General features: G+C 63.7%; 21 protein-coding genes and 1 tRNA gene. 14 read left to right on the top strand and 8 right to left on the bottom strand.

All coding sequences use genetic code 11. The features are described from left to right. Positions 1 to 2 precede the first annotated feature (2 nt). Positions 3 to 1,382 carry a sensor histidine kinase gene (locus B2J77_RS04695; protein WP_058639953.1) on the bottom strand — a complete coding sequence of 460 codons (1,380 nt, stop codon included), beginning with the start codon at positions 1,380 to 1,382 and terminating at the stop codon, positions 3 to 5. After that, a complete protein-coding gene (locus tag B2J77_RS04690) occupies positions 1,375 to 2,046 on the bottom strand; it encodes a response regulator (protein ID WP_078478079.1) in 672 nt (223 codons plus the stop codon). Before B2J77_RS04690 ends, B2J77_RS04695 begins: the two co-directional genes overlap by 8 nt. A 198-nt stretch (positions 2,047 to 2,244) precedes the next feature. On the opposite strand from B2J77_RS04690, the gene B2J77_RS04685 reads away from it, so the two are divergent. The 5 genes from B2J77_RS04685 (at position 2,245) to B2J77_RS04665 (ending at position 7,666) form a co-directional block, all read left to right on the top strand. Then, positions 2,245 to 3,534: an OprD family porin gene (locus B2J77_RS04685; RefSeq protein ID WP_078478078.1), complete on the top strand. Its 1,290-nt coding sequence runs from the start codon at positions 2,245 to 2,247 to the stop codon at positions 3,532 to 3,534. A 32-nt stretch (positions 3,535 to 3,566) separates the two neighbouring features. Continuing rightward, positions 3,567 to 4,547, top strand: a complete 981-nt coding sequence (locus B2J77_RS04680; protein WP_058603192.1) for a Bug family tripartite tricarboxylate transporter substrate binding protein — start codon at positions 3,567 to 3,569, stop codon at positions 4,545 to 4,547. A gap of 115 nt (positions 4,548 to 4,662) precedes the next feature. After that, positions 4,663 to 5,121, top strand: coding sequence for a tripartite tricarboxylate transporter TctB family protein (locus B2J77_RS04675; protein ID WP_058603193.1), 459 nt, complete (start codon positions 4,663 to 4,665; stop codon positions 5,119 to 5,121). A gap of 3 nt (positions 5,122 to 5,124) precedes the next feature. Then, on the top strand, positions 5,125 to 6,639 hold the full coding sequence (locus B2J77_RS04670; RefSeq protein ID WP_078478077.1) for a tripartite tricarboxylate transporter permease: 1,515 nt from the start codon (positions 5,125 to 5,127) through the stop codon (positions 6,637 to 6,639). After that, positions 6,632 to 7,666 carry an AbrB family transcriptional regulator gene (locus B2J77_RS04665; RefSeq protein ID WP_058637095.1) on the top strand — a complete coding sequence of 345 codons (1,035 nt, stop codon included), beginning with the start codon at positions 6,632 to 6,634 and terminating at the stop codon, positions 7,664 to 7,666. The genes B2J77_RS04670 and B2J77_RS04665 overlap by 8 nt, the downstream gene beginning before the upstream one ends. A 29-nt stretch (positions 7,667 to 7,695) precedes the next feature. Here B2J77_RS04665 and ung read toward each other — a convergent pair whose 3' ends face one another. Beyond that, positions 7,696 to 8,388 carry a uracil-DNA glycosylase gene (gene ung / locus B2J77_RS04660; RefSeq protein ID WP_023534412.1) on the bottom strand — a complete coding sequence of 231 codons (693 nt, stop codon included), beginning with the start codon at positions 8,386 to 8,388 and terminating at the stop codon, positions 7,696 to 7,698. A 126-nt stretch (positions 8,389 to 8,514) separates the two neighbouring features. Here ung and B2J77_RS04655 point away from each other — a divergent pair, with 126 nt between their 5' ends. Further along, entirely contained in the window at positions 8,515 to 9,621 is a 1,107-nt protein-coding gene (locus tag B2J77_RS04655) for an enoyl-CoA hydratase/isomerase family protein (RefSeq protein ID WP_078478076.1), read from the top strand. 33 nt (positions 9,622 to 9,654) lie between these two features. Here the strand turns inward: B2J77_RS04655 and B2J77_RS04650 are convergent, their stop codons facing one another. Further along, entirely contained in the window at positions 9,655 to 10,065 is a 411-nt protein-coding gene (locus tag B2J77_RS04650) for a hypothetical protein (protein WP_078478075.1), read from the bottom strand. 215 nt (positions 10,066 to 10,280) lie between these two features. Between B2J77_RS04650 and B2J77_RS04645 the strand changes: the two genes are divergently transcribed. The 4 genes from B2J77_RS04645 to B2J77_RS04630 all read left to right on the top strand — a co-directional run bounded on the left by B2J77_RS04645 (position 10,281) and on the right by B2J77_RS04630 (position 12,845). Continuing rightward, complete coding sequence (locus tag B2J77_RS04645) at positions 10,281 to 11,753, top strand: diguanylate cyclase domain-containing protein (protein WP_058637099.1); 1,473 nt, start codon at positions 10,281 to 10,283, stop codon at positions 11,751 to 11,753. Between the two features lies 1 nt (position 11,754). Beyond that, positions 11,755 to 11,979, top strand: coding sequence for a cysteine-rich CWC family protein (locus B2J77_RS04640; RefSeq protein WP_058603200.1), 225 nt, complete (start codon positions 11,755 to 11,757; stop codon positions 11,977 to 11,979). After that, positions 11,969 to 12,661, top strand: a complete 693-nt coding sequence (locus B2J77_RS04635; RefSeq protein WP_058637100.1) for a pseudouridine synthase — start codon at positions 11,969 to 11,971, stop codon at positions 12,659 to 12,661. The genes B2J77_RS04640 and B2J77_RS04635 overlap by 11 nt, the downstream gene beginning before the upstream one ends. Before the next feature lie 110 nt (positions 12,662 to 12,771). Further along, positions 12,772 to 12,845 (top strand) — tRNA-Gly (locus B2J77_RS04630). 48 nt (positions 12,846 to 12,893) lie between these two features. Here the strand turns inward: B2J77_RS04630 and B2J77_RS04625 are convergent. After that, positions 12,894 to 13,328, bottom strand: coding sequence for a DNA methylase (locus tag B2J77_RS04625; RefSeq protein WP_153302484.1), 435 nt, complete (start codon positions 13,326 to 13,328; stop codon positions 12,894 to 12,896). Then, positions 13,325 to 13,549 (bottom strand): DUF2188 domain-containing protein, encoded by a 225-nt coding sequence (locus B2J77_RS04620; RefSeq protein WP_078478074.1) that lies wholly within the window; start codon positions 13,547 to 13,549, stop codon positions 13,325 to 13,327. The genes B2J77_RS04625 and B2J77_RS04620 overlap by 4 nt, the downstream gene beginning before the upstream one ends. A 251-nt stretch (positions 13,550 to 13,800) precedes the next feature. Between B2J77_RS04620 and B2J77_RS04615 the strand changes: the two genes are divergently transcribed. Further along, positions 13,801 to 14,790 (top strand): DUF4917 family protein, encoded by a 990-nt coding sequence (locus B2J77_RS04615; RefSeq protein WP_058637102.1) that lies wholly within the window; start codon positions 13,801 to 13,803, stop codon positions 14,788 to 14,790. 102 nt (positions 14,791 to 14,892) lie between these two features. Here B2J77_RS04615 and B2J77_RS04610 read toward each other — a convergent pair whose 3' ends face one another. Next, on the bottom strand, positions 14,893 to 16,098 hold the full coding sequence (locus tag B2J77_RS04610; protein WP_078478073.1) for a class I SAM-dependent methyltransferase: 1,206 nt from the start codon (positions 16,096 to 16,098) through the stop codon (positions 14,893 to 14,895). 66 nt (positions 16,099 to 16,164) lie between these two features. Beyond that, positions 16,165 to 16,782 carry a hypothetical protein gene (locus B2J77_RS04605; RefSeq protein WP_078478072.1) on the bottom strand — a complete coding sequence of 206 codons (618 nt, stop codon included), beginning with the start codon at positions 16,780 to 16,782 and terminating at the stop codon, positions 16,165 to 16,167. 185 nt (positions 16,783 to 16,967) lie between these two features. Here B2J77_RS04605 and bglX point away from each other — a divergent pair, with 185 nt between their 5' ends. From bglX to B2J77_RS04590, 3 genes are all read left to right on the top strand, one after another. Next, entirely contained in the window at positions 16,968 to 19,259 is a 2,292-nt protein-coding gene (gene bglX / locus B2J77_RS04600) for a beta-glucosidase BglX (protein WP_078478071.1), read from the top strand. A 104-nt stretch (positions 19,260 to 19,363) separates the two neighbouring features. Then, positions 19,364 to 21,121, top strand: coding sequence for a sensor histidine kinase (locus B2J77_RS04595; RefSeq protein ID WP_078478070.1), 1,758 nt, complete (start codon positions 19,364 to 19,366; stop codon positions 21,119 to 21,121). Then, entirely contained in the window at positions 21,115 to 22,449 is a 1,335-nt protein-coding gene (locus B2J77_RS04590; protein ID WP_078478069.1) for a sigma-54-dependent transcriptional regulator, read from the top strand. The genes B2J77_RS04595 and B2J77_RS04590 overlap by 7 nt, the downstream gene beginning before the upstream one ends. The last annotated feature ends 79 nt before the right edge of the window (positions 22,450 to 22,528 follow it).

Below are 22,528 nucleotides of genomic sequence, written 5' to 3'. Positions count from 1 at the left end.
GCTCAGTCAGCGATGAAACTCACCCGCACGCGCAGCCCGCCGTTGTCACCATCATGCAGGCTGATCTGCGCCAGGTGAGCCCGGCAGATCTCTCCCACGATCGCAAGGCCCAACCCGCTGCCCTGGGCGCTACGGCGATAAAAACGCTCGAACACCCGCTCGCGCTCGGCCTCTGGAATGCCGGGGCCGTCGTCTTCCACCTCGAGCACCGCAGGCGCGAGCACGCGCAGGATGACGTTGCCACCCTTGGGGGTGTGGGCCAGGGCATTGTCGACCAAGTTGCTCAACAGCTCGTTGAGCAACGTTGGCTCGCCCTTGAGCCATACCGGCGCCTGCGCCTCGAGGGCCAGCGCAACCCCGCGGTTGTGCGCCAACGGCGCCATGGCCATGCCCAGCTCGCGCGCCAGCTGGCTGAGGTCCAAGCGCTGAGCGCCCCCCTCGGCGATTGCGCGCGCGCCGTTTTCCACACGTGCCAGTGAAAGCAACTGGTTGGCCAGGTGCGTCAATTTGTCGGTGCCCTGGGCCGCCGCTTCCAGCGTTTGATGCCACTGCTGCGGTTCACTGGCGCGCAAACCCAGCTCCACCCGCGCCTTGAGCGCCGCCAAGGGCGTACGCAGTTCGTGGGCAGCATCGGCGATGAACTGCGCCTGGCGCTCGAACTGTGCACGCAGACGTTCGGTGAAATGGTTGAGCGCCCCTACCAGTGGCCGCAGCTCAGGCTGCACCTGCACCACCGGCAACGGGCGCAGATCGTCCGGCTGGCGCTCTTCGACCGCTGTGCGCAGGCGCTCGAGCGGTCGCAGCGCCGCACTGACGGCGAACCACACCATCACCAAAGCGCCCAAGGCCAACATGCCCAGGCGCAGCAACGTATCGCCCATCAGGCCGCGAGCCATGCTCACCCGCGCCTCATCCGTTTCGGCCACGCGGATTTCCGCCATGCCGTTCATGTTCGGCTCGCTCACCGCTTTGAGCAGGCTGACCACTCGCACGTTCTGTCCCAGATACGTCGCGTCATAGAAACGCGCCAGGGCGGGATAGTCATCGGTGCGGGGGGTGCCAGGCGGCGGAGGCGGCAGCTTTTCATACCCAGAAATCAGCCGCTGGTTGATGTCCAGGACTTGGTAGTAGATGCGTCCAGCGCTGTCGTAGGCAAAGGTATCGAGCGCCACATAGGGCACATCTGCGCTCAACGAGCCGTCGCGTTGCGACAGGCCCGCGGCGATGGTGCGGGCGGACGCCAGCAGGGTTCGGTCGTAGGCGGTGTCCGCTGCCTCACGGCCGTTCCAGTAGGCACTGAGCCCACTGGCCAGCATCAGGACCACCAACAGCAACGCCAGATTGCCCAGCAGGCGCCCACGCAGACTGATGTTTTCACGCATCGCGATGCTCGAGCAGGTACCCCAGGCCGCGGAAGGTGACGATGGCCACCGGATGGCCATCGAGCTTCTTGCGCAGGCGATGGACGTAGATCTCGATGGCATCGGGGCTGGCGTCCTCGTCCAGGCCGAACACCTGGGCCGCCAACTGTTCCTTGCTCATCACCCGGCCCGGCCGGGCAATCAAGGCTTCGAGCACCCCCTGCTCGCGGGAGGTCAGGGACAACGGCGCTTCACCCAAGGTGAACCGCCGGGTATCGAGGTCATACACCAGCGGCCCGCAGCGCTGCTGGCGCTCGCCCCCCAGCACACTACGGCGCAGCAGCGCCTTGACCCGTGCCTCAAGCTCGGTCAACTCGAACGGCTTGGCCAGGTAATCGTCAGCCCCCAGGTTGAGGCCATGGACCCGATCCTTGACGTCGCTACGGGCGGTGAGCATCAGTACCGGCACGGTCTTGCCACGCCCGCGCAAGCGTGCCAGCACCTCGAAGCCATCCATACGCGGCAAGCCCACGTCGAGCACGGCCACGGCGTAGTCCTCACTGCCAAGCGCAAGGTCGGCAGCTACCCCGTCATGCAGCACATCCACCGTCAGGCCTAGACCTTTCAGGGCCTGGGCCACGCTGTCAGCCAATTGCAGATGGTCTTCTACCAGCAACACACGCATCGGATTGTCCCTGTTCGGTGGGGCGATGGCGCGGAGTGTACCCCGCCGCGGCGACCTGTGAAGCCGGCTCGACAAACCTTTCGCGCTGAAAGGTTAGCGAAAGGTTCGTTACCTAGCATCGCACCACGGTCGCCCCGAGCGCCGAATAAAGCACCAGCAAGGTGCAATCGAATAAGAACAAGAAACGGAGCCACAACGATGCTGTCATTGCAGCCGCAGGCATTCGCACCTGCTCGTTCCTTTGCCGCACGCCCCAGCGCCATTGCCAGCGCCCTCGCGCTCGCCGGCGTCGCCCCGCTCAGCCAGGCCGCCTTTTTCGAAGACAGCACGGCCACCTTCGAAACCCGCAACATGTACTTCAATCGCGACTTTCGCGATGGCACCAGTGCGCAACAATCCAAGCGCGACGAATGGGCCCAGGGGTTCATGCTCAACCTCGAATCCGGTTACACCGAAGGCACCGTAGGCTTCGGCGTAGATGCGCTCGGCATGATGGGCATCAAGCTCGATTCAAGCCCAGACCGTACCGGCAGCGGCCTGCTGCCGACCCATGACAACGGCAAAGCTGCCGACGAGTACTCAAAGCTCGGCCTGACCGCCAAGGCCAAGATTTCCAAAACCGAACTCAAGATCGGCACGCTGATCCCTTCCCTGCCCACCCTGCGCCCAAACGATGGCCGCATTCTGCCGCAGACATTCGAAGGCGGGCTGCTCACCTCCAAGGAAATCAAGGGCCTGACCATCACCGGCGGGCGCCTGGACAAGGCCAAGGACCGTGACGACACCAACTGGGAAGACCTGGCACTGAACAACAAGAACGGCCGCTTCGGTGGCTCGTTCAGCGCAGACAACCTGTCCCTGGCCGGGCTGGACTACCAGTTCAACGACCGGCTGACCGGCAGCTACCACTTCGCCCAACTGGACGACATCTACAGCCAGCACTTCATCGGCCTGCTCGCCACCCAAGCCGTGGGCCCAGGCGCACTGGCCTTCGACCTGCGCCTGGCGCTGAGCGATGACGCAGGCGCTGCCAGGGCCGGCAGCATCGACAATACCACCTTCAACGGCATGGTCAGTTATGCCTTGGGCGGGCACAAGTTCAGCGCCGGCTGGCAGCAGCTGACCGGCGACAGCGCGTTCCCCTATGTCGATGGTGCCGACCCATACCTGGTCAATTTCGTCCAGATCAACGACTTCGCCAATGCCGACGAGCGCTCCTGGCAGGCCCGCTACGACTACAACTTTGCCGCACTCGGCGTGCCTGGCCTGACGTTCCTGACCCGCTACATCAGCGGCGACAACGTCAGCCGTGCCAGCGGTGGCGAGGGCAAGGAATGGGAACGCGATACCGAGCTGAAATACGTGGTGCAGAACGGCCCGCTCAAGAACGTGGCGGTGCGCCTGCGAAACGCGACCTTCCGCTCCAATTTCGCCCGTGACGCCGACGAAGTGCGGCTGCTGGTGAGCTACAGCGTCGCCCTGTGGTAACCCGATAACAACAACGCCTACGGAGATAGACCATGACCTTTTCACTGCGCCATATCGTACTGGCAACCGGCTGCCTGCTACTGGCAGGCAATGCCCTGGCCGCCGAACCCAAACGCCCCGAGTGCATCGCCCCGGCCTCGCCTGGCGGTGGCTTCGACCTGACCTGCAAGCTGGTGCAAAGCGCCCTGGTGCAGGAGAAGATCCTGAGCAAGCCCATGCGCGTGACCTACATGCCGGGCGGTGTCGGTGCCGTGGCCTACAACGCCGTGGTGGCACAGCGCCCTGCCGATGCCGGGACCCTGGTGGCCTGGTCGAGCGGTTCGCTGCTGAACCTGGCCCAGGGCAAGTTCGGTCGCTTCGATGAAAATGCAGTGAAATGGCTGGCTGCCGTCGGCACCAGCTATGGCGCAATCGCGGTCAAGAGCGACTCGCCCTACAAAACCCTCGACGACCTGGTCGCTGCCCTGAAGAAAGACCCGAGCAAGGTGGTGATTGGCTCCGGTGGCACCGTAGGTAGCCAAGACTGGATGCAAACCGCCCTGATCGCCAAGGCAGCCGGCATCAACCCACGCGACCTGCGCTACGTGGCACTCGAAGGCGGCGGCGAAATTGCCACCGCACTGCTCGGTGGCCATATCCAGGTAGGCTCCACCGACATTTCCGACTCCATGCCGCACATCGAGAGCGGCAACATGCGCCTGCTGGCCGTGTTTTCGGAAAAGCGCCTGGACGACCCGGCCATGAAGGACATCCCCACCGCCAAGGAGCAGGGCTACGACATCGTCTGGCCTGTGGTGCGCGGCTTCTACCTCGGCCCGAAAGTGAGCGACGAAGACTACGCCTGGTGGAAAGCATCGTTCGACAAGATGCTGGCCTCCGAAGACTTCGCCAAGTTGCGTGACCAGCGCGAACTGTTCCCCTTCGCCATGACGGGTGAAGAGCTCGATGGCTACGTCAAGAAGCAAGTCGCTGACTACAAGATGCTGGCCAAGGAATTCGGCCTGGTCCAGTAATCCAGACCACTGGGCTTTCCTGGCGGGAGCAGGCAGACGCTGCCGTGCCTAGCCTGGGCCTTGGCCCAGGTTCACGGGTGTGCCGCTCCCATCGCTACTTACCGAGGATTCCTCCATGATCCTGCAACGCATCTTCGCCCTGATTCTGCTGGCCGTCTGCGCCGCCCTGGCCGTGATGGCCTGGCCTTATCAGGCGGCGTTTTCCTATGAGCCGGTAGGCCCGCGTGCCTACCCGCTGCTGATGCTCGGCCTGATGAGCCTGGGCTTGCTGTACATGGCGATCCGCCCCACGCCGATCGTGCACAAAGACGACGAGCCGGCGCTGGACAAGGCGACCTTGACCAAGATCGCCGCCTGCATCGGCCTGCTGCTGATCTTCGCGGCCACCTTCGAATCCCTTGGCTTCATCCTCAGCGCCATCCTGGCCGGTGTGCCCATGGCACGCCTGTATGGCGGTCGCTGGCTGCACAGCGCCATCGTCGTGGTCGGCATGAGCCTCTTCCTCTACTGGCTGTTCGACCGCGTCATGGACGTGCCCCTGCCCCTTGGCCTGCTGAGCGTACTGGAGAACTGACACATGGATACCTTGAGCTACCTGGGCCAGGGCTTCGGCGTCGCCCTGTCCCCTTACAACCTGGTCACGGCCCTGTCCGGCACGCTGATCGGTACCGTCGTCGGCCTGCTGCCGGGCCTGGGCCCGATCAATGGCGTGGCCCTGCTGATCCCCATCGCCTTCGCCCTGGGCTTGCCCCCGGAGTCGGCACTGATCCTGCTGGCTGCGGTGTACCTGGGCTGCGAGTACGGTGGGCGGATCAGCTCGATCCTGCTGAACATTCCGGGCGAAGCATCGACCGTGATGACCACCCTGGACGGCTACCCGATGGCCCGCCAGGGCCTGGCGGGCGTGGCCCTGTCCCTGTCGGCCTGGAGCTCGTTCATCGGCGCCTTCATCGCCACCTGCGGCATGGTGCTGTTCGCCCCGCTGCTGGCCAAGTGGGCAATCGCCTTCGGCCCGGCCGAGTACTTCGTGCTGATGGTGTTCGCCATCGTCGCCCTGGGCGGCATGGCCGGCGACAAGCCGCTCAAGACTTTCATCGCCGCCTTGATCGGCCTGTTCCTGTCGGCGGTGGGCATCGACGCCAACAGTGGCGTGTACCGCTTCACCGGTGACAGCGTGCACCTGGCCGACGGCATTCAGTTCGTCGTGCTGGTGCTGGGCCTGTTCTCGATCAGCGAGATTCTGTTGCTGCTGGAAAAGACCCACCACGGTCACCAGGCGGTCAAGGCCACCGGGCGCATGCTGTTTAACTTCAAGGAAGCGGCGTCGGTGTTCGTGGTGAACATTCGCTGCGGCCTGCTGGGCTTTGTGATGGGCGTGTTGCCAGGCGCTGGTGCCACACTGGCCAGTGCAGTGGCCTACATGACCGAAAAACGCATGGCCGGTGCCAGCGGCAAGTTCGGCAAGGGTGACGCCCGTGGCCTGGCGGCACCGGAAACCGCCATTGGCGCTTCCTGCTGTGGCGCCCTGGTGCCCATGCTGACCCTGGGCGTGCCCGGTTCAGGTACCACGGCGGTGATGATCGGCGCGCTGACGCTCTACAACATCACCCCAGGCCCGCTGCTGTTCGAACAGCAACCTGACATCGTCTGGGGCCTGATCGCGTCGCTGTTCATCGCCAACATCATGCTGGTGATCCTGAACATCCCGATGATCCGCATCTTCACCCGCATCCTGGCCGTGCCGAACTGGGCCCTGGTGCCGGTGATCGCCATCATCACCGGGATCGGTGTCTATGCCGTGCATGCCACCACTTTCGACCTGTTCCTGATGGTCGGCATCGGCATCATGGGCTACATCCTGCGCAAGCTGGACTTCCCACTTTCGCCGATTCTGCTGGGCTTCATCCTGGGTGGCCTGATGGAGCAGAACCTGCGCCGGGCATTGTCAATTTCCAACGGCGAGTTAGGCATTCTCTGGTCGAGCCCGATCAGCATGGGTGTCTGGGCACTGGTAGCGCTCATGCTCGCACTGCCTATGGTGCGCATCTGGCGCAAGCGTAGCCTGCAGCGCCGGGCCATGGCCGATGCCTGATCGTGGGTTGCCGCTGTACTGGGCAACTGGGCTGGTCGGCCTTGCTGGCGGTTTCGCCGCCAGCAAGGTCGGCTGGCCTTTGCCGTGGATGGTCGGCTCGTTGCTGGCGATCATCGCGGTACGTTGCCTGAGCCCTTGGCAGCTGCCAGAAATACCCAATGGCCGGCGCTGCGGGCAATGCATCATTGGCCTTGGCATCGGCCTGCACTTCACGCCCCAGGTCATCGAGCAAGTGGGCAGTCACTTCGCCTTGATCTTCTTCGGCGCTTTGTTCACTACCGTTTCGAGCGTGCTTGGGGTGTGGTTGCTGCGCCGCTCGGGTGAGGACCGCGCCACTGCGTTCTTTGCCAGCATGCCAGGCGGTTCCGGTGAAATGGTCAACCTGGGTGCGCGCAATGGCGCGGTATTGAGCCAGGTGGCCGCAGCCCAAAGCCTGCGCGTGCTGGCGGTGGTGCTGTGCGTGCCGGCGCTGTTCAAGCTGCTGTTGGGCGATGGCGTAGCGCTCAACCACACCGGCAGCGTCAGCTGGGCCTGGCTGGCCCTCATCGCACCGCTGGGCGTGGCAGCTGGCTGGCTCTGGCAGCGGCTGCAACAGCCCAACCCATGGCTGTTCGGGCCGCTGCTGGTGGCAGCCACCTTCAGCCTTGCCGGCAACTTGCAGATCGCCCTGCCCAATGGCGCCAGTCAGATCGGTCAATGGCTGATCGGCAGCGGCCTGGCCTGCCATTTCAACCGTGCATTCTTCCGCCGCGCGCCGGCATTTCTGGGGCGCACGCTGGTGGCCACAGCCTTGAGCATGGCCCTGGCTGGCGCTGCCGCCTGGGGCTTGAGCCTGCTGACAGCTTTGGATCTGCGCTCACTGACGCTGGGCATGATGCCCGGCGGCATCGCTGAAATGAGCCTGACGGCCGAAACGCTGCAACTGTCGGTGCCGCTGGTGACTGCTTTGCAAGTGATGCGCCTGCTCTTCGTGCTGTTCCTGGCCGAGCCCTTGTTCCGTTACTGGATGAGCAAGCGGCCCGCATGACCTGTCGGGGCCTGACGGCCCCGTCTGGCTCACAGCGGTGGCAACGCCCAGTTGATGGGCGCAAGCCCGCGCTGCTCGAGAAAGCCGTTGGCACGGCTGAAATGCCCACAGCCAAGAAACCCACGGTACGCCGACAACGGCGAGGGGTGCACCGACTTGAGCACCAAGTGCTTGGTGCCGTCGATCAGCTTCTGTTTGCTCTGCGCATGAGCCCCCCACAGCAGAAACACCACATGCTCACACTGCTCGCTGACCACCTCGATGATACGGTCGGTGAAGAATTCCCAGCCTTTCTTGGCATGGGAGGCCGCGTTGCCCCGCTCCACGGTCATGGTGGTGTTGAGCAGCAACACGCCCTGCTCGGCCCAGCTTTGCAGGTAGCCATGGTTGGGGATGGGAATGTTCAGGTCGCGGTGCAGCTCCTTGTAGATGTTCACCAGCGACGGCGGCGTGGGCACGCCAGGCTGCACCGAGAAGCACAGGCCATGGGCCTGCCCTGGGCCGTGGTAGGGGTCCTGGCCGAGAATCACCACCTTGACCTGATCCAGGGGGGTGGAGTTGAGTGCATTGAAGATCAGCGGGCCAGGCGGGTAGATCTGTTTACCGGCGGCATATTCACCGCGCAGGAACTCGCGCAACTGCTGCATGTAGGGCTGCTCGAACTCGGCACGCAAGGCGGCTTTCCAACTGGGTTCGAGTTTGATGCGATCGTCGTCAGTCATGGGGGCTTCCGTAAACAATGGGGCGACACTAGGGGTGACACCGACGCTTGTCAAACGATCCGACCAGTGCCCGGCGGGATCGACCAGGCAGGCCATACTTGAGCGGTGACTTGAATGAGGTAAGCCATGAGCATTCATTGCCAAGTACTGACAGGCGCCGATGGCGCTCGCCTGGGCATCGCTACCCTTGATGCGCCAAGGGCGCTCAATGCCCTCGACCTGCCGATGATAGAGACGCTGGCCGAGCAGTTGCACAGCTGGGCGCAAGACCCAGGCATCGCCTGTGTGCTGCTGCGCGGCAATGGCGCCAAGGCATTCTGCGCCGGGGGCGACGTGCGGGCGCTGGCCCAGGCGTGCCGCGAGCAGCCTGGCAGCGTGCCACCGCTGGCTGCATCGTTCTTCGCCGCCGAATATCGCCTGGACCATGCCTTGCACACCTACCCCAAGCCACTGCTGTGCTGGGGCCATGGCCATGTGCTGGGCGGCGGCATGGGTTTGCTCCAAGGTGCCAACGTACGCATCGTGACCCCCAGCAGCGCACTGGCCATGCCTGAGATCAGCATTGGTCTGTACCCTGACGTGGGGGCCAGCTGGTTCCTGGCCCGCTTACCGGGCAAGCTGGGGTTGTTCCTGGGGCTCACCGGTGCGCCTATCAATGCGCGCGATGCGCTGGACTTGGGGTTGGCTGACCGTTTCATGGGTGAAGACCGGCAAGCGGCGTTGATCGACGAACTGCTGCAGATGAACTGGCAGGAGCAGACCGCGTTGCAACTCAACAGCCTGCTCAGGGCTGAGGAGCATTGCGCCCGCCGGGCACTGCCGGCGGCCCAGTGGTTGCCGCGGCGCGTGCTTATCGACGCGCTGCTGGATGTCACCTGCGCGGGCGCTGCCTGGCGGGCAGTGGCGAGCCTGCGCCAGCACGACGACCCGCTGCTGTCGGCAGCCGCCGAGCGCATGCTGGGCGGCTGTCCGCTGACGGCTCATCTGGTGTGGGAGCAAATTCAGCGGGCCCGACACCTGTCACTGGCGCAGGCGTTGCAGATGGAATACGCGATGAGCCTGAACTGCTGTCGTCATCCGGAGTTCAGCGAAGGGGTGCGTGCCCGCCTGCTGGACAAGGATCACCAACCGCGCTGGCACTGGCCGGATGTGGACCACGTGCCCGCAGCCGTGGTGCAGGCACACTTTCAAGCGACGTGGGAAGGCCATCATCCGCTGGCGGACCTGCACTAGCGGCGCGTCGGGCGCAGGGCGCTCCTCACCTGATCAATGGCCTCGCCCACGCCTGTCACCCCAGCCGCCTTGATGCCGACCTCCATCCTGGAAGCGCGGGCCATCGTTGCGGTAGTCGTGTCGATCGCGGTCGCGCCTGTAGTCCCAGCGCTGGCGATGACCGTAATCGTAGCGCGGGTTGCCGTGCCAGCGGCGCACGTCGGGCGGCGGCAACGGTCGGTAGCCGGGCGGCGCATGGTAACGAGGCACCGGTTGGTAGTAGTAGCGCGGCTGGGGCGCCACCGGATAACGACCGTACCGGTAGTAGCCGGGCGCGTAACCAGGCGAGACATATCGGTCAGTGACGTAATAGTCGGAGCGGTAGTAGGTCGACCGACCAGCGTACGGCGCACAGGCGCCAAGCGTCAGCCCGAGCAGGGCCACAAGCAGAATTCGATAGGACATAGGCCGCCTCCCGGACCGCTGAGGTGCCCGCGCAGCGAACGCTGCCGAGCGTCGATGCACGACACGTTGATCGACATGGAATAAGACAAGCGTCAACCCGTGCAGTGCCATACTGGTAATAATTTGATACAGCTGCGGCTTCTGGACAAAATCTTGCAGTCATTTAAAGCCCGGAACACTAGAATGTGCGGCCCGGCACACATCATGGGAAGATCATGCCTTCACGCTCCGCTCCATCATCGCAGCGTTCGTTAGTCGCCGCCCTGCTGATGCTGCTGGCCTGCGGTTTCCTCGCCACGTCGCTGCTGAGTTATTTCTCCTCGCGCAGCGCCATACGTGACGGCATCATCAATACCGAATTGCCGCTGACCTCCGACACGGTCTATTCGGAAATCCAGAAAGACCTGATCCGCCCTGTTCTGATCGCCTCGATGATGGCCCAGGACACTTTCCTTCGAGACTGGGTGTTGGCCGGTGAGCAGGATGCCCAGCGCATGACCCGCTATCTGGGCGAGGTAACGGGCAAGCAGGGCATCTTCACGTCCTTTTTCGTCTCCGAACACACGCTGACCTACTACCAGGCCAAGGGCGTGCTCAAGCAGGTCCAGCCACAGGCCTGGCGCGATGCCTGGTACTTCCGCCTGCGCGACCAGGCGGCACCTTACGAGATCAATGTAGACCTGGACATGGCCAATCAGGACAACCTGACCGTGTTCATCAACTACAAGGTGCACGACTACCAGGATCGCTTCATCGGCGCGGCAGGGGTGGGGCTGAGCGTTTCCACCGTGGTCAGGATGATCGACCAGTACCAACACCGCTATCAGCGATCCGTGGTCTTCGTCGACGCCCAGGGCAAGGTGTTGATGACAGGCTCAGGCGGTGGCCCGCAGGGCCTGCGCGTCGGCCAGTCGCTGGTCGACAGCCCGGACCTGGGCGGCGTGCTGGCACGCCAGCCGGTGCCTGGCGAAGGCAGTCATGAATACCGCGACCTTGAAGGCCACAGCCATTTTCTGAACGTGCGCCACTTGCCGGAACTGGATTGGTACCTGCTGGTGGACAAACGCGAGACCGGGGCGCTGGACCGGATCCGTCATTCGCTGTACCTGAACCTGGCGATCTGCGCCATGATCACCCTTGTGGTGGTAGCCCTGATGCATGCGATGGTGCGCCGCCACCAGGCCAGCACCGAAGCCCTGGCCACGCTCGACAGCCTGACCGGGCTGCCCAATCGGCGCAGCTTCGACCTGCTGGCCGCCCAGGCGCTGCGCGAGGCCCAGCGTGACAACAGTCCGCTGGTGGCGTTGCTGATCGACCTGGACCACTTCAAAGCCCTCAACGACACCTATGGTCACCTGGCAGGCGACGAAGTGCTGCGCCAATTTGCCAATGTCCTGCAAGGCAGCATTCGCCAGTCCGATATACTCTGCCGCTGGGGAGGCGAGGAGTTCATCGTGCTGCTGCGTGAGGCCGATGCCCGCCAGGCGAACGAGGCTGCCGAAAAGATCCGGCGCCGCGCCGAGCAACTGACCTTCAGTTACGAGGACCAGCCCCTGCGCCTGACCACCAGCATCGGGGTGAGTCATCTGCAGCCAGGCGATACCTTGCACACCCTACTGACCCGCGCCGACGGCGCCCTCTATCGTGCCAAACAGGCTGGCCGCAACCGTGTCTGCAGTGAAACCTGAAATGAACGACGATCAACGTTGCCCCGCCTGCGGTGCCCTCAACCGGTGCACCCTGGCCGATCCTGCGCAGGCCACCCAGGCTTGCTGGTGCTACAACGTGCGCATCGACCCGGCGGTATTGCAGGCCTTGCCTGCCGAACTGCGCGACCGTGCCTGCCTGTGCCCAAGCTGCGCAGGCGTCGAGGCCCAATTGGCATCGCCCGCAGGTGACGACCATGCGCCTTGATCGTTTTCTTGCCAACCTACCGACCTGCAACCGCCAGCAAGCGCGCCTGATGCTGGCTCAACGTCGCGTGCGGCTCGATGGCCAAGTGGCCAGCGACCCGCTAACGGAAGTACGGGCGTTCAGCCGGGTCGAGCTGGACGATGAGGTGCTGCAGGCGGGCCTCCCGCCACGCTACCTGATGCTGCACAAGCCGCCCGGTTGCGTCAGCGCCACCCACGATCCCCAGCATCCAACCGTCATGGACTTGCTGCCCGACGCGCTCGCGCAGGGCCTGCATATCGCCGGGCGCCTGGACTTCAATACCACCGGGCTGATGATCCTGACCAACGACGGGCAGTGGTCCCGGCGCCTGACCCAACCGGCCACCAAGCTGCCCAAGCATTACCTGGTCGAAACCCAGGACGAAATCGGCGAGCACTATGTGGCCCGGTTTCAGGAGGGGTTTCACTTTGCTTTCGAAAACCTGACGACCCAACCGGCCGACCTGCAGATCCTCGGGCCGCGCCTGGCCCGGCTCGCCATCGTCGAAGGGCGCTACCACCAGGTCAAACGCATGTTCGGGTTCTATGACAACAAGGTGGTCAAGCTGCACCGGGAGCGCATGGGCGCGATCGCGCTGGACATGAACCTGCCGCCGGGGGCATACCGAGAACTCACGCTCGAGGAAATCGCTGCCGTATAGGTGAGCCTTGTGACGTAGGGAAAAGGCGCAGGAGCGCGGAGGGAAAAGACATTTTTTATAACGCGGGCTTCTAATTTGCCGAACGTTCTGGTAAAAAGTGCAGCTCAGATGCGGGTATAGTTTAGTGGCAAAACGAAAGCTTCCCAAGCTTTAGTTGAGGGTTCGATTCCCTCTACCCGCTCCATCTTCAAGCCAGCGTTCACATGGCTTACGCTTCCTCTACCGCCCATCCTCACTGCACACGTTGATGCTGCAGTACCACCGCCGCTTCCCGCATAAAAATCTCGAGCGTCTTGGGCCCCACGCCATCAAATCCCAGCAGCCATGTATTGGCGTGCGCCATGTCCACCGCCGCATTGAGCAACACCTCATCCATTTCCGCTTCAAGCCCACTGCCCAAGCGATGCAGCCGCCGGGCCGTGGATTCGTCGTAGCGGGCGTAACCGGCCTGACCCAGAAGCTTCACCAGCGTGTGATGCGGGCACCTCGCCAGCTTGCCTGGGGTGTCCAGGCCATGGGTATCGACCAGCAGCCGGTAGGCCTGGATCGCGACACTGGCACGAATGCGCTTGCCGATCAGAAAGCTGGCAAGCAACCACTTATAGAGGCCGCGCCCATGGCACTGGTGTATGTCGATGCCAAGCAGCGCGGCGCTGACCAGTATCAACCCTTGGTGCGCCGCGGGTCAGCGGAGCGAGGGTAGGTGCGCTCTTGCTCGATGGTGCCATCGGCCTTGTGAATCTTCACCGAGGCTGTCTTGCCCTCGAAGAATGTGGCCAGCGACCCCACCAGTTCTTGCTTGGTCGCGCTGTGCTTTGAAGCGCGCGCAGCACCTGCCTTCTTCAGTTCCCACCCGTCATTGGCAGGGCTTACATGATAGGTGTCCATGACAGATCTCCTGTTCAGGTAAAGACATGACGATCTACGTGTCGGTGTGGCCGGTGCTGGCTAGGCGCTGCCCCGTGGCCACTCAAGACCTTGGAGGGATTCAAGTCCGCTCGTGTTCACTTTCAATCCCCTGCAGTTGCCGTCAAGCTCACCGATGCAGCCTGCAACGCGCTGCCAGCACTGGCGCGGCGCACTCATGGCCTAGGCTTGACGTGGTAAAGTCTGCCGGATCCCGCTTTACGGACTCCAGCATGCCCGCACTAGACGCCACTCTTCTCCCCTGGTCAGACCTTGCCGACCAGTACCCCTGTGAAACCCTCATGGTCGGTAACGGCGCAAGCCGGGCCTTCTGGAAGCCGTTCGGGTATTTCTCGCTGTACGAGGAGGCGCAACGGGCCGGGCGTAAGAAGGGCTTGGCCATCAGCGATCAGGCCTTGTTCAAGTCATTGAGCTCCGAGCTGTTCGAACCAGTGCTGACCGCCCTCAACACCACGGTGCGTACCAACGCTGCGCTGGCCATCAACTCGACCGCGCCGCTGAACCGCTATTACTCCATCAAGGAGGCGCTGATCCACGCCGTGCGCACCGTGCACATGCCTTGGTCGGCAATGCCCGAAGCCGCCCTGAGCACCCTCAACCAGGCCCTGCGCGGCTACCGCAACGTCTATACCAGCAACTATGACCTGCTGCTGGTCTGGGCCGTGCAGCACGATCCGAAGGGCTTTGCCGAACTGTTCGACGAGCAGGGTTTTTTCGACGTGCGCCGAACGGCGGGTCAAGGCACGCGGGTGCTGCACCTGCACGGTGGCATGCACCTGCTCAAGCTGCCTGACGGCACTACCCGGCAACGCAGTGCCAGCAGCGTTGAAATGCTCGAAGGGTTCGCCGTGAATGTGCCAGGTGAAGTGCCGCTGTTCGTCAACGAAGAGCGCAGCGACGAAAAGCTGCGTGCCATCCGTAGTTCGGACTACCTGAGCTGGAGCCTGGGCCAGTTGGCCAGTGAACACCGGGGCATGTGCCTGTTCGGTCAGCACCTGGACAGCAACGACCGGCACCTGCTCGACGCCATCCGCTCAGCCCGGCCCAGCCACCTGGCGATTGCCATACGCCCTTTGGGAGAGGCATCGGTCATCAACCAGAAGCGTCATTTCACCAGCCGCTTCGAAGACATGCCGGACACGGCCCTGCACTTCTTCGACGCCCAGACGCATCCGCTGGGGCTGGCAAGCACGACTGTGTGATTGATTGCCCAAGCTGGTTGATCAAGCATGGCTGCAGCATAAAAACGCGCTCATGAGCAGCGAAGCAAGGATGAGCATATCCAAGGCTGGGGCGCATCAGGTTCAAAGCAACCCATCCGCCCGCAGCAACGTTTCAAGACAATGCGCCTTCACCCCGTAGAACGCCTTGAGCTGTTCTATCTTCTCCAGCAAGGCTGACTGATCCGCTGGCTGGCGCCGCTTGACGGCCAGGATCATCTTGTTCTTGTTGGTGTGCTCCAGGGATATGAACTCGAACACCTTGGTCTCGTAGCCGCAGGCCTCCAGGTACAGTGCACGCAGGCTGTCGGTGAGCATTTCGGCCTGCTGGCCCAGGTGCAGGCCATATTGCAGCATCGGTTGCAGCAGGCCCGGGCTTTGCAGCTGCGGGCGGATCTGCTTGTGGCAGCACGGTGAGCACATGATGATTGCCGCGTTGCAGCGGATGCCGGTATGGATGGCGTAGTCGGTCGCCACGTCGCAGGCGTGCAGCGCGATCATCACCTCGATGGCATCGGGCACCACGCTGCGCACATCGCCGCACTGAAACTCCAGCCCTGGGTGTTCAAGCCGCGCGGCGGCGGCGTTGCACAGCTCGACCATGTCCTGGCGCAGCTCAACGCCCGTTACCTGGGCATCGCGGCCCAGCGTATTGCGCAGGTAATCGTGCATGGCGAAGGTCAGATAACCCTTGCCCGAGCCGAAGTCGGCCACCCGCAGGCGTTGCTCGCTCGACAAGGGGGCATTGGCCAGGGCGTGGTCGAAGACCTCGATGAACTTGTTGATCTGCTTCCACTTGCGCGACATCGACGGGATCAGTGCGCCCTGGGCGTCCGTGACGCCAAGGTCACGCAGAAACGGTCGGGCAATGTCCAGGTAGCGCTTTTTCTCACGGTCATGCCCGTTGCTGCCAACGGTTTCCCGGGGCGCCTGGGCGCCATGGCGCTGCAGCATGGGCTTGCCCTTCTTGCTGAAGGTCAGTTGCAACTCACCCTCTGCATCGAACAGGTGGGCATTGCGAAAGCCTTCTGGCAACAGTTCGGCGATGCACTGCAGAGCATCATCGAGCGGCAGGTTGCGGGTGATGTCGCGGGTCTGGTGGCGGTAGACCAGGGACAGGTTCGCCTGTCCCTTGACCAGCAAGGGCTTGGCGATGATGCGTTGCAGGGTCGGGTCGGTGCCGACAGGCCGCGCCAGTACCAGCTTGACCACGGTGTTGCCCTGCAGGCCGGTGCGAAGCAGGTCGAGAAACTGGACGCGCGCATCCGGTGAAGTAGAAAGGGCAGACATGGGCAAACGGTATCTCCAATAGCGGGGGCCGTATTCTACACCCCCGCACAGTCGGCCAGGGTTGCGTTAGTCGAGGATTACCAGCGGCTGGGGCAGATGCCTGCACGCAAGTGCGCGTGGCGCCTGCTGGCCAAGGCGATGGCCGCACGCCTCGACGCACTCGATCATGCCCTGCAGCGCTTGCCCCTGACGAACCTGGCTGGCCAGACGGTCAGTGAGCGTAACGCGCAGCGCGTCGTCAAGGCAGAGTGCGGCCTGCTTGTCCATCAGCAGTTGTGCGTACTGCTCGGCCTCGCTGACGAAGATCATTACGCATCCGGCGCCTGTAAAGGCCTGAGCGCCGAGGTCGAGAAACTGACGAGTGGCAAGGCGCGACGCTCGCCAGCGGCGCCAAGCCCGCGGTACGGTCCAGCGTTCCAGGCGCGGGCTGCGCAACAGCACGCAGAGGCCTACGAACAGCAGCACATTGGCAACGATCAGGCCGCGCACGCTGGGCCAGCCCAGCACCGCGTGCAGCACGCCTGGCAGTGCCAGCGCCAGCACGGCGGACCAGAATAGTGGGAAATAGGCGTAATCATCGGCGCGGCGGGCAAGCACCGCCAGCAACGCGACATCCGTGCGCCGGCCAACACCGGCCATGGCTTCAGCGAGCTGACGCTGCTGGTAGGGTTCAAGCGGGGTCATGCCGTGTTCTCGTGAGCGTTCTTATAGTTGTTTTCCCGGTGTACGGGGCTTCGTCAGCACGCGGCGGATTCAGGCATAATCCGCCGCAGGAAGATCTGCGTGCAAATCGTACAACAACAGCCGCCCGAAAACCTCGCCCATGCATGTGTCACCGTTGACCATGCATCGGCCCCCTTACGGAATTCATGATGAAACTGTCTCTGCTGGGCCTGGCCATGGGCCTGGTCAGCCAGGCGGCTGTCGCCGCCACTTCCGCGCCGCCGCTCGAGAACAAACAGGCCTTCATCGACCATCTGATCAGCCAGATGACCGAGGCCGAAAAAATTGGGCAGTTGCGCCTGATCAGCATCAGCCCTGAAATGCCCCGGGAGAAGATCCGCGAGGAGATCGCCGCCGGACGCATCGGCGGCACCTTCAATTCGCGCACGGCACCGGAAAACCGGCCGATGCAGGACGCGGCCATGCGCAGCCGGCTGAAGATCCCGATGTTCTTCGCCTACGATACGGTACATGGCGAGCGCACCATCTTCCCCATCGGCCTGGGCATGGCCGCCACCTGGGACATGGACGCCGTCGCCAAGGTCGGCCGCACAGCGGCCATCGAAGCGACTGCCGACGCACTGGACATGACCTTTGCGCCGATGGTCGACATCGCCCGGGATCCGCGCTGGGGTCGCACCAGTGAGGGCTTTGGCGAAGACACGTACCTGACCGCGAAAATCGGCCAGGTAATGGTCCGCGCGTTCCAGGGCAGCAGCCCGGCCAACCCGGACAGCATCATGGCCATCGTCAAGCATTTCGCCCTTTACGGCGCAGTGGAAGGCGGGCGTGACTACAACACGGTCGATATGAGCCTGCCGAAGATGTACAACGATTACCTGCCGCCCTACCGCGCCGCGATCGATGCCGGCGCCGGTGGTGTGATGGTTGCGCTGAACTCGATCAACGGCGTGCCGGCCACCTCCAACACCTGGCTGATGAACGACGTGCTGCGCAAGGAGTGGGGCTTCAAGGGCGTGACCATCAGCGATCATGGCGCCATCCAGGAGCTGATCCGCCATGGCGTGGCGCGCGACGGTCGCGAGGCGGCCAAGCTGGCGATCAAGGCGGGCATCGACATGAGCATGAACGACACCTTGTACGGCGAGGAGCTACCAGGGTTGCTCAAGGCGGGCGACGTGAGCCAGGCAGAGCTGGATCAGGCCGTGCGCGAAGTGCTGGGCGCCAAGTACGACATGGGCCTGTTCAAGAACCCCTACGTGCGCATCGGCGCGGCGCAGAACGACCTCAAAGACTACTACGGCGAGGACCGCCTGCACCGCGACGCTGCGCGCGACGTGGCGCGCCGCAGCCTGGTGCTGCTGGAAAACCGCAGGCAGACGCTGCCGCTCAGTAAAGATGCCACCATCGCCCTGGTCGGTCCCCTTGCCGACGCACCGATCGACATGATGGGCAGCTGGGCAGCAGACGGGCGCCCCACCCACTCGGTCACGGTGCGCGAAGGGCTGCGCCGCGCCATCGAGGGCAAGGGCAAGCTGGTCTACGCCAAGGGCTCCAACGTCACCGGTGACAAGGCCATTCTCGACTACCTGAACTTCCTCAACTTCGATGCGCCGGAAATCGTCGACGACCCTCGCCCACCTGCGGTGCTCATCGACGAAGCGGTCAAGGCCGCGCAGCAGGCGGACGTGGTCGTGGCGGTGGTCGGCGAATCGCGCGGCATGTCCCATGAATCTTCCAGCCGCACCACGCTGCAGGTACCGGCCAACCAGCGTGCACTGATCGAGGCCTTGAAGGCCACCGGCAAGCCGCTGGTGCTGGTGCTGATGAATGGCCGGCCGCTGTCCATCGGCTGGGAGCGCGAGCAGGCCGATGCCCTGCTCGAAACCTGGTTCGCCGGTACCGAAGGTGGCAACGCCATTGCCGACGTGCTGTTCGGCGACTACAACCCCTCCGGCAAGCTACCGATCACCTTCCCACGCTCGGTCGGGCAGATTCCGATGTACTACAACCACACCCGTATTGGCCGTCCGTTCACACCTGGCAAACCCGGCAACTACACCTCCCAGTACTTCGAAGAACCCAACGGGCCGCTGTATCCCTTCGGTTACGGCCTGAGCTACAGCACGTTCGAACTGTCGGGGCTCGCGCTTTCTGGCAACAAGCTCAAGCGCGGGGACACGTTGCAAGCCAGCATCGTGGTGCGCAATACCGGCAAGGTGGCCGGCGAGACGGTGGTGCAGTTGTACGTGCAGGATGTGTCCGCCTCGATGAGCCGCCCGGTCAAGGAGCTGAAGAACTTCCAGAAGCTCATGCTCAAGCCCGGCGAAACACGGACCGTGACCTTCAGCATTAGCGAAGAAGACCTGAAGTTCTATAATGGCCAGCTGCAGCGCGTTGCCGAGCCCGGGGCGTTCAACGTCCAGGTGGGCCTGGACTCCGAGGCGGTGCAACAGCAGGGCTTCGAACTGCTGTAAGTGTCGATCCTTGACGGCCTTTTCGCGGACAGACTGGGGCGGCGGTGCAGCGCTCCGGTTTCGCCAAAGCAGGCTCCTTCCCCACCCACGCGGATCTGCTCCCAATGCCTTTTTCCTTTCGCGCCCTGCGTCTGGGGCTGATCACCCTGGTGATCGTGCTGGGTACCGTCCTCTGTGCCAGCTGGGCCATGCACCAGGCCAAACGCCAGGCCATGGAAGCGGACGCCCGCCAGGCCAGCCAGCAACTGGGGCTGTATGCCAATGCCTTGCACACCCTCATCGACCGCTATCGGGCCCTGCCTGCAGTACTGGCCCTGGACCCGGAACTGATCGACGCTTTGCGCGGCCCGGTCCAGGCGCGAACCCAGGATGCCCTGAACCGCAAGCTCGAGCGCATCAACGGTGCAGCCAACTCTTCCACCCTCGAACTGCTCGACCGCAACGGGCTGGCGGTGGCAGCCAGCAACTGGCGGCTACCCACCAGCTATGTGGGTTCCAACTACGGCTTTCGCCCTTATTTCAAGCAAACCCGCAGCCTGGGTAATGGCCGCTTCTATGCCGTTGGCGTGACCAGCGGGGTACCCGGCTACTTTCTGTCCAGCGCGGTGAACGACGAACAGGGTCGCTTTCTCGGCGCCATGGTGGTCAAGCTGGAATTTCCCGAGCTTGAGCGCGAGTGGCGCCAGGGCAGCGACATATTGCTGGTCAGCGATGCCCGTGGCATTACCTTCATCGCCAACCAGGACGGCTGGCGTTACCGGGAACTGCGCCCATTGGATGGCGCTGACCGGGCCGAACTGGCGCAGACCCGTCAGTACGACAAGCACCCGTTGATACCGCTGATGCACCAGGTGCTGACGCGTTTCGCTGAAAACAGCACCCTCAGCCGGGTGCAGGCCCCACAAGGCGAGACCGAGTTCTTGTGGGAAAGCCTGCCGCTGGAAAGCGAGCAATGGACCCTGCACCTGCTGCGCAAGCCCCAGGTGGGAACCGACGCGCGCAATGCCGGCCTGGGTGCTGCAGCGGTATGGCTGAGCCTGGTATTCGCCGCCTTGCTGGTCAGCCAGCGCCTGCGCCTGTCACGCCTGCGCCAACGCAGCCGCGAGGAGCTCAAGCGCCAGGTCGAGGAACGCACCCGCGAGCTGCGCACGGCTCAGGAGGGGCTAGTGCAAACGGCCAAGCTGGCGGCCCTGGGGCAGATGTCCGCCGCCATGGCGCACGAAATCAACCAGCCCCTCACGACCCAGCGCATGCAGCTGGAAACCCTGAAACTGCTGCTGGACCACGGGCGCTACGACGAGGCTCGTCAGGCCCTGGAACCACTGGAGCAGATGTTGACGCGCATGGCGTCGCTGACCGGGCACCTGAAGACGTTTGCCCGTAACAGCCCAGGCGGCTTGCGCGAGCGCCTGGACTTGGCCGGCGTGGTCGACCAGGCGCTGGACCTGTTGCAGGCGCGCCTGCATGCCCTGGACGTGCAGTTGGCCCTGTACCTGGCACGTCCGGCGTGGGTGCGCGGCGACGCCATCCGCCTGGAACAGGTGCTGATCAACCTTCTGAGCAACGCGTTGGACGCGATGGCAGACAGGCGCTACCGGCGGCTGGAAATCCGCATCGAGCCCGATGCGCAGCATTGGCGCCTGAGCGTGCTCGATTCGGGGGGTGGTATCGCGGCCGAGGACCTGCCCAGGATCTTCGACCCTTTCTTCACCACCAAGCCCGTAGGTGATGGCCTGGGCTTGGGCCTGGCGATCTCCTATGGCATCGTGCACGACGCCGGTGGGCAGCTGCTGGCCGAAAACGTACCGGGCGGCGCGCGCCTTAGCATCACCTTGCCTCGCGATCAGGAGCCTGCATGTTGAACTCAGTGATGGTCATAGACGATGAAGCCAGTATTCGTACGGCCGTCGAGCAATGGCTGAGCCTGTCGGGCTTCGAAGTCCAGGTCTTTGCCCGTGCCGATGAGGGCATGGCGCACATCGGCCAGGACTATCCAGGCGTGATCATCAGCGACGTGCGCATGCCTGGCATTGACGGCCTGCAACTGCTCGAACGGCTGCAGGCCAACGATCCGGACCTGCCCGTGATCCTGCTTACCGGTCACGGTGATGTACCCATGGCGGTCGAGGCCATGCGCAGCGGCGCCTACGACTTCCTGGAAAAGCCCTTCACTCCACAGCACCTGCTCGGCAGCCTTCGCCGCGCGCTGGAAAAGCGCCAGCTGGTGCTGGAAAATCGACGCCTGCATCAGCAGGCAGACCTCAGGACGCGGCTTGAAGCCACGCTGCTCGGGGTATCACCGGGCATGCAGCAGTTGCGCCGGCAAGTGCTGGACCTGGCCGCCTTGCCGGTGAACGTGCTGATTCGCGGCGAAACCGGCAGCGGCAAGGAGCAGGTCGCCCGCTGCCTGCACGACTTTGGCCCACGCGCCAGCAAACCTTTCGTCGCGCTCAATTGCGCCGCCATTCCCGAAGCCTTGTTCGAGGCCGAGCTGTTCGGCCATGAAAGCGGCGCCTTCACCGGCGCCCAGGGCAAACGCATCGGCAGACTGGAATACGCCGATGGCGGCACGGTCTTTCTCGATGAAATCGAAAGCATGCCCCTGGCGCAACAGGCCAAGTTGCTGCGCGTGATCCAGGACCAGAAGATCGAGCGCCTGGGCGCGAATCAGAGCATCGGCGTGGACCTGCGCATCATCGCTGCCACCAAGCCCGACCTGTTCGATGAAGCCCGGGCCGGCCGCTTTCGCGAGGACCTGGCCTACCGCCTGAACGTTGCAGAGTTGCGCCTGCCGCCTTTGCGCGAACGACGGGAAGACATCGTCCTGTTATTCGAGCACTTCGCGCAGGCAGCCGCGTCCCGAATTGGCCGCACAGCCCTGCCCCAGTCGGGTCAGCAGTTGGCGCAACTGCTGACCCATGATTGGCCAGGCAACGTGCGTGAACTGGCCAACGCGGCGGAGCGCCACGTGCTGGGGCTCGGTTCGCCCATGCCAGAACAGGCGTCTGTCGGGCAGTCGCTGGCTGAGCGCGTGGAGGCATTCGAAGCGCAGTGCCTGCGTGCTTCCCTGCGCCAACATGCCGGCGAGATCAAGGCGGTGATGCAGGACCTGCAAATGCCCCGCCGTACCTTGAACGAGAAAATGCAGCGCCATGGGCTGGTGCGGGACGAATTCGTCAACGCGCCATAAGCGGAAACTCGCCTACACCTGCGCACTGATGAGCGGAATCTTGCTTATACAGGTGAACCGCCGTTGCGCGCACGCTGTA

The organism is Pseudomonas parafulva (genome assembly GCF_002021815.1).
Lineage (GTDB): Bacteria > Pseudomonadota > Gammaproteobacteria > Pseudomonadales > Pseudomonadaceae > Aquipseudomonas > Aquipseudomonas parafulva_B.
Note: the sequence above shows the minus strand (reverse complement) of the source record. Positions and strands in the feature narration are given on the sequence as shown.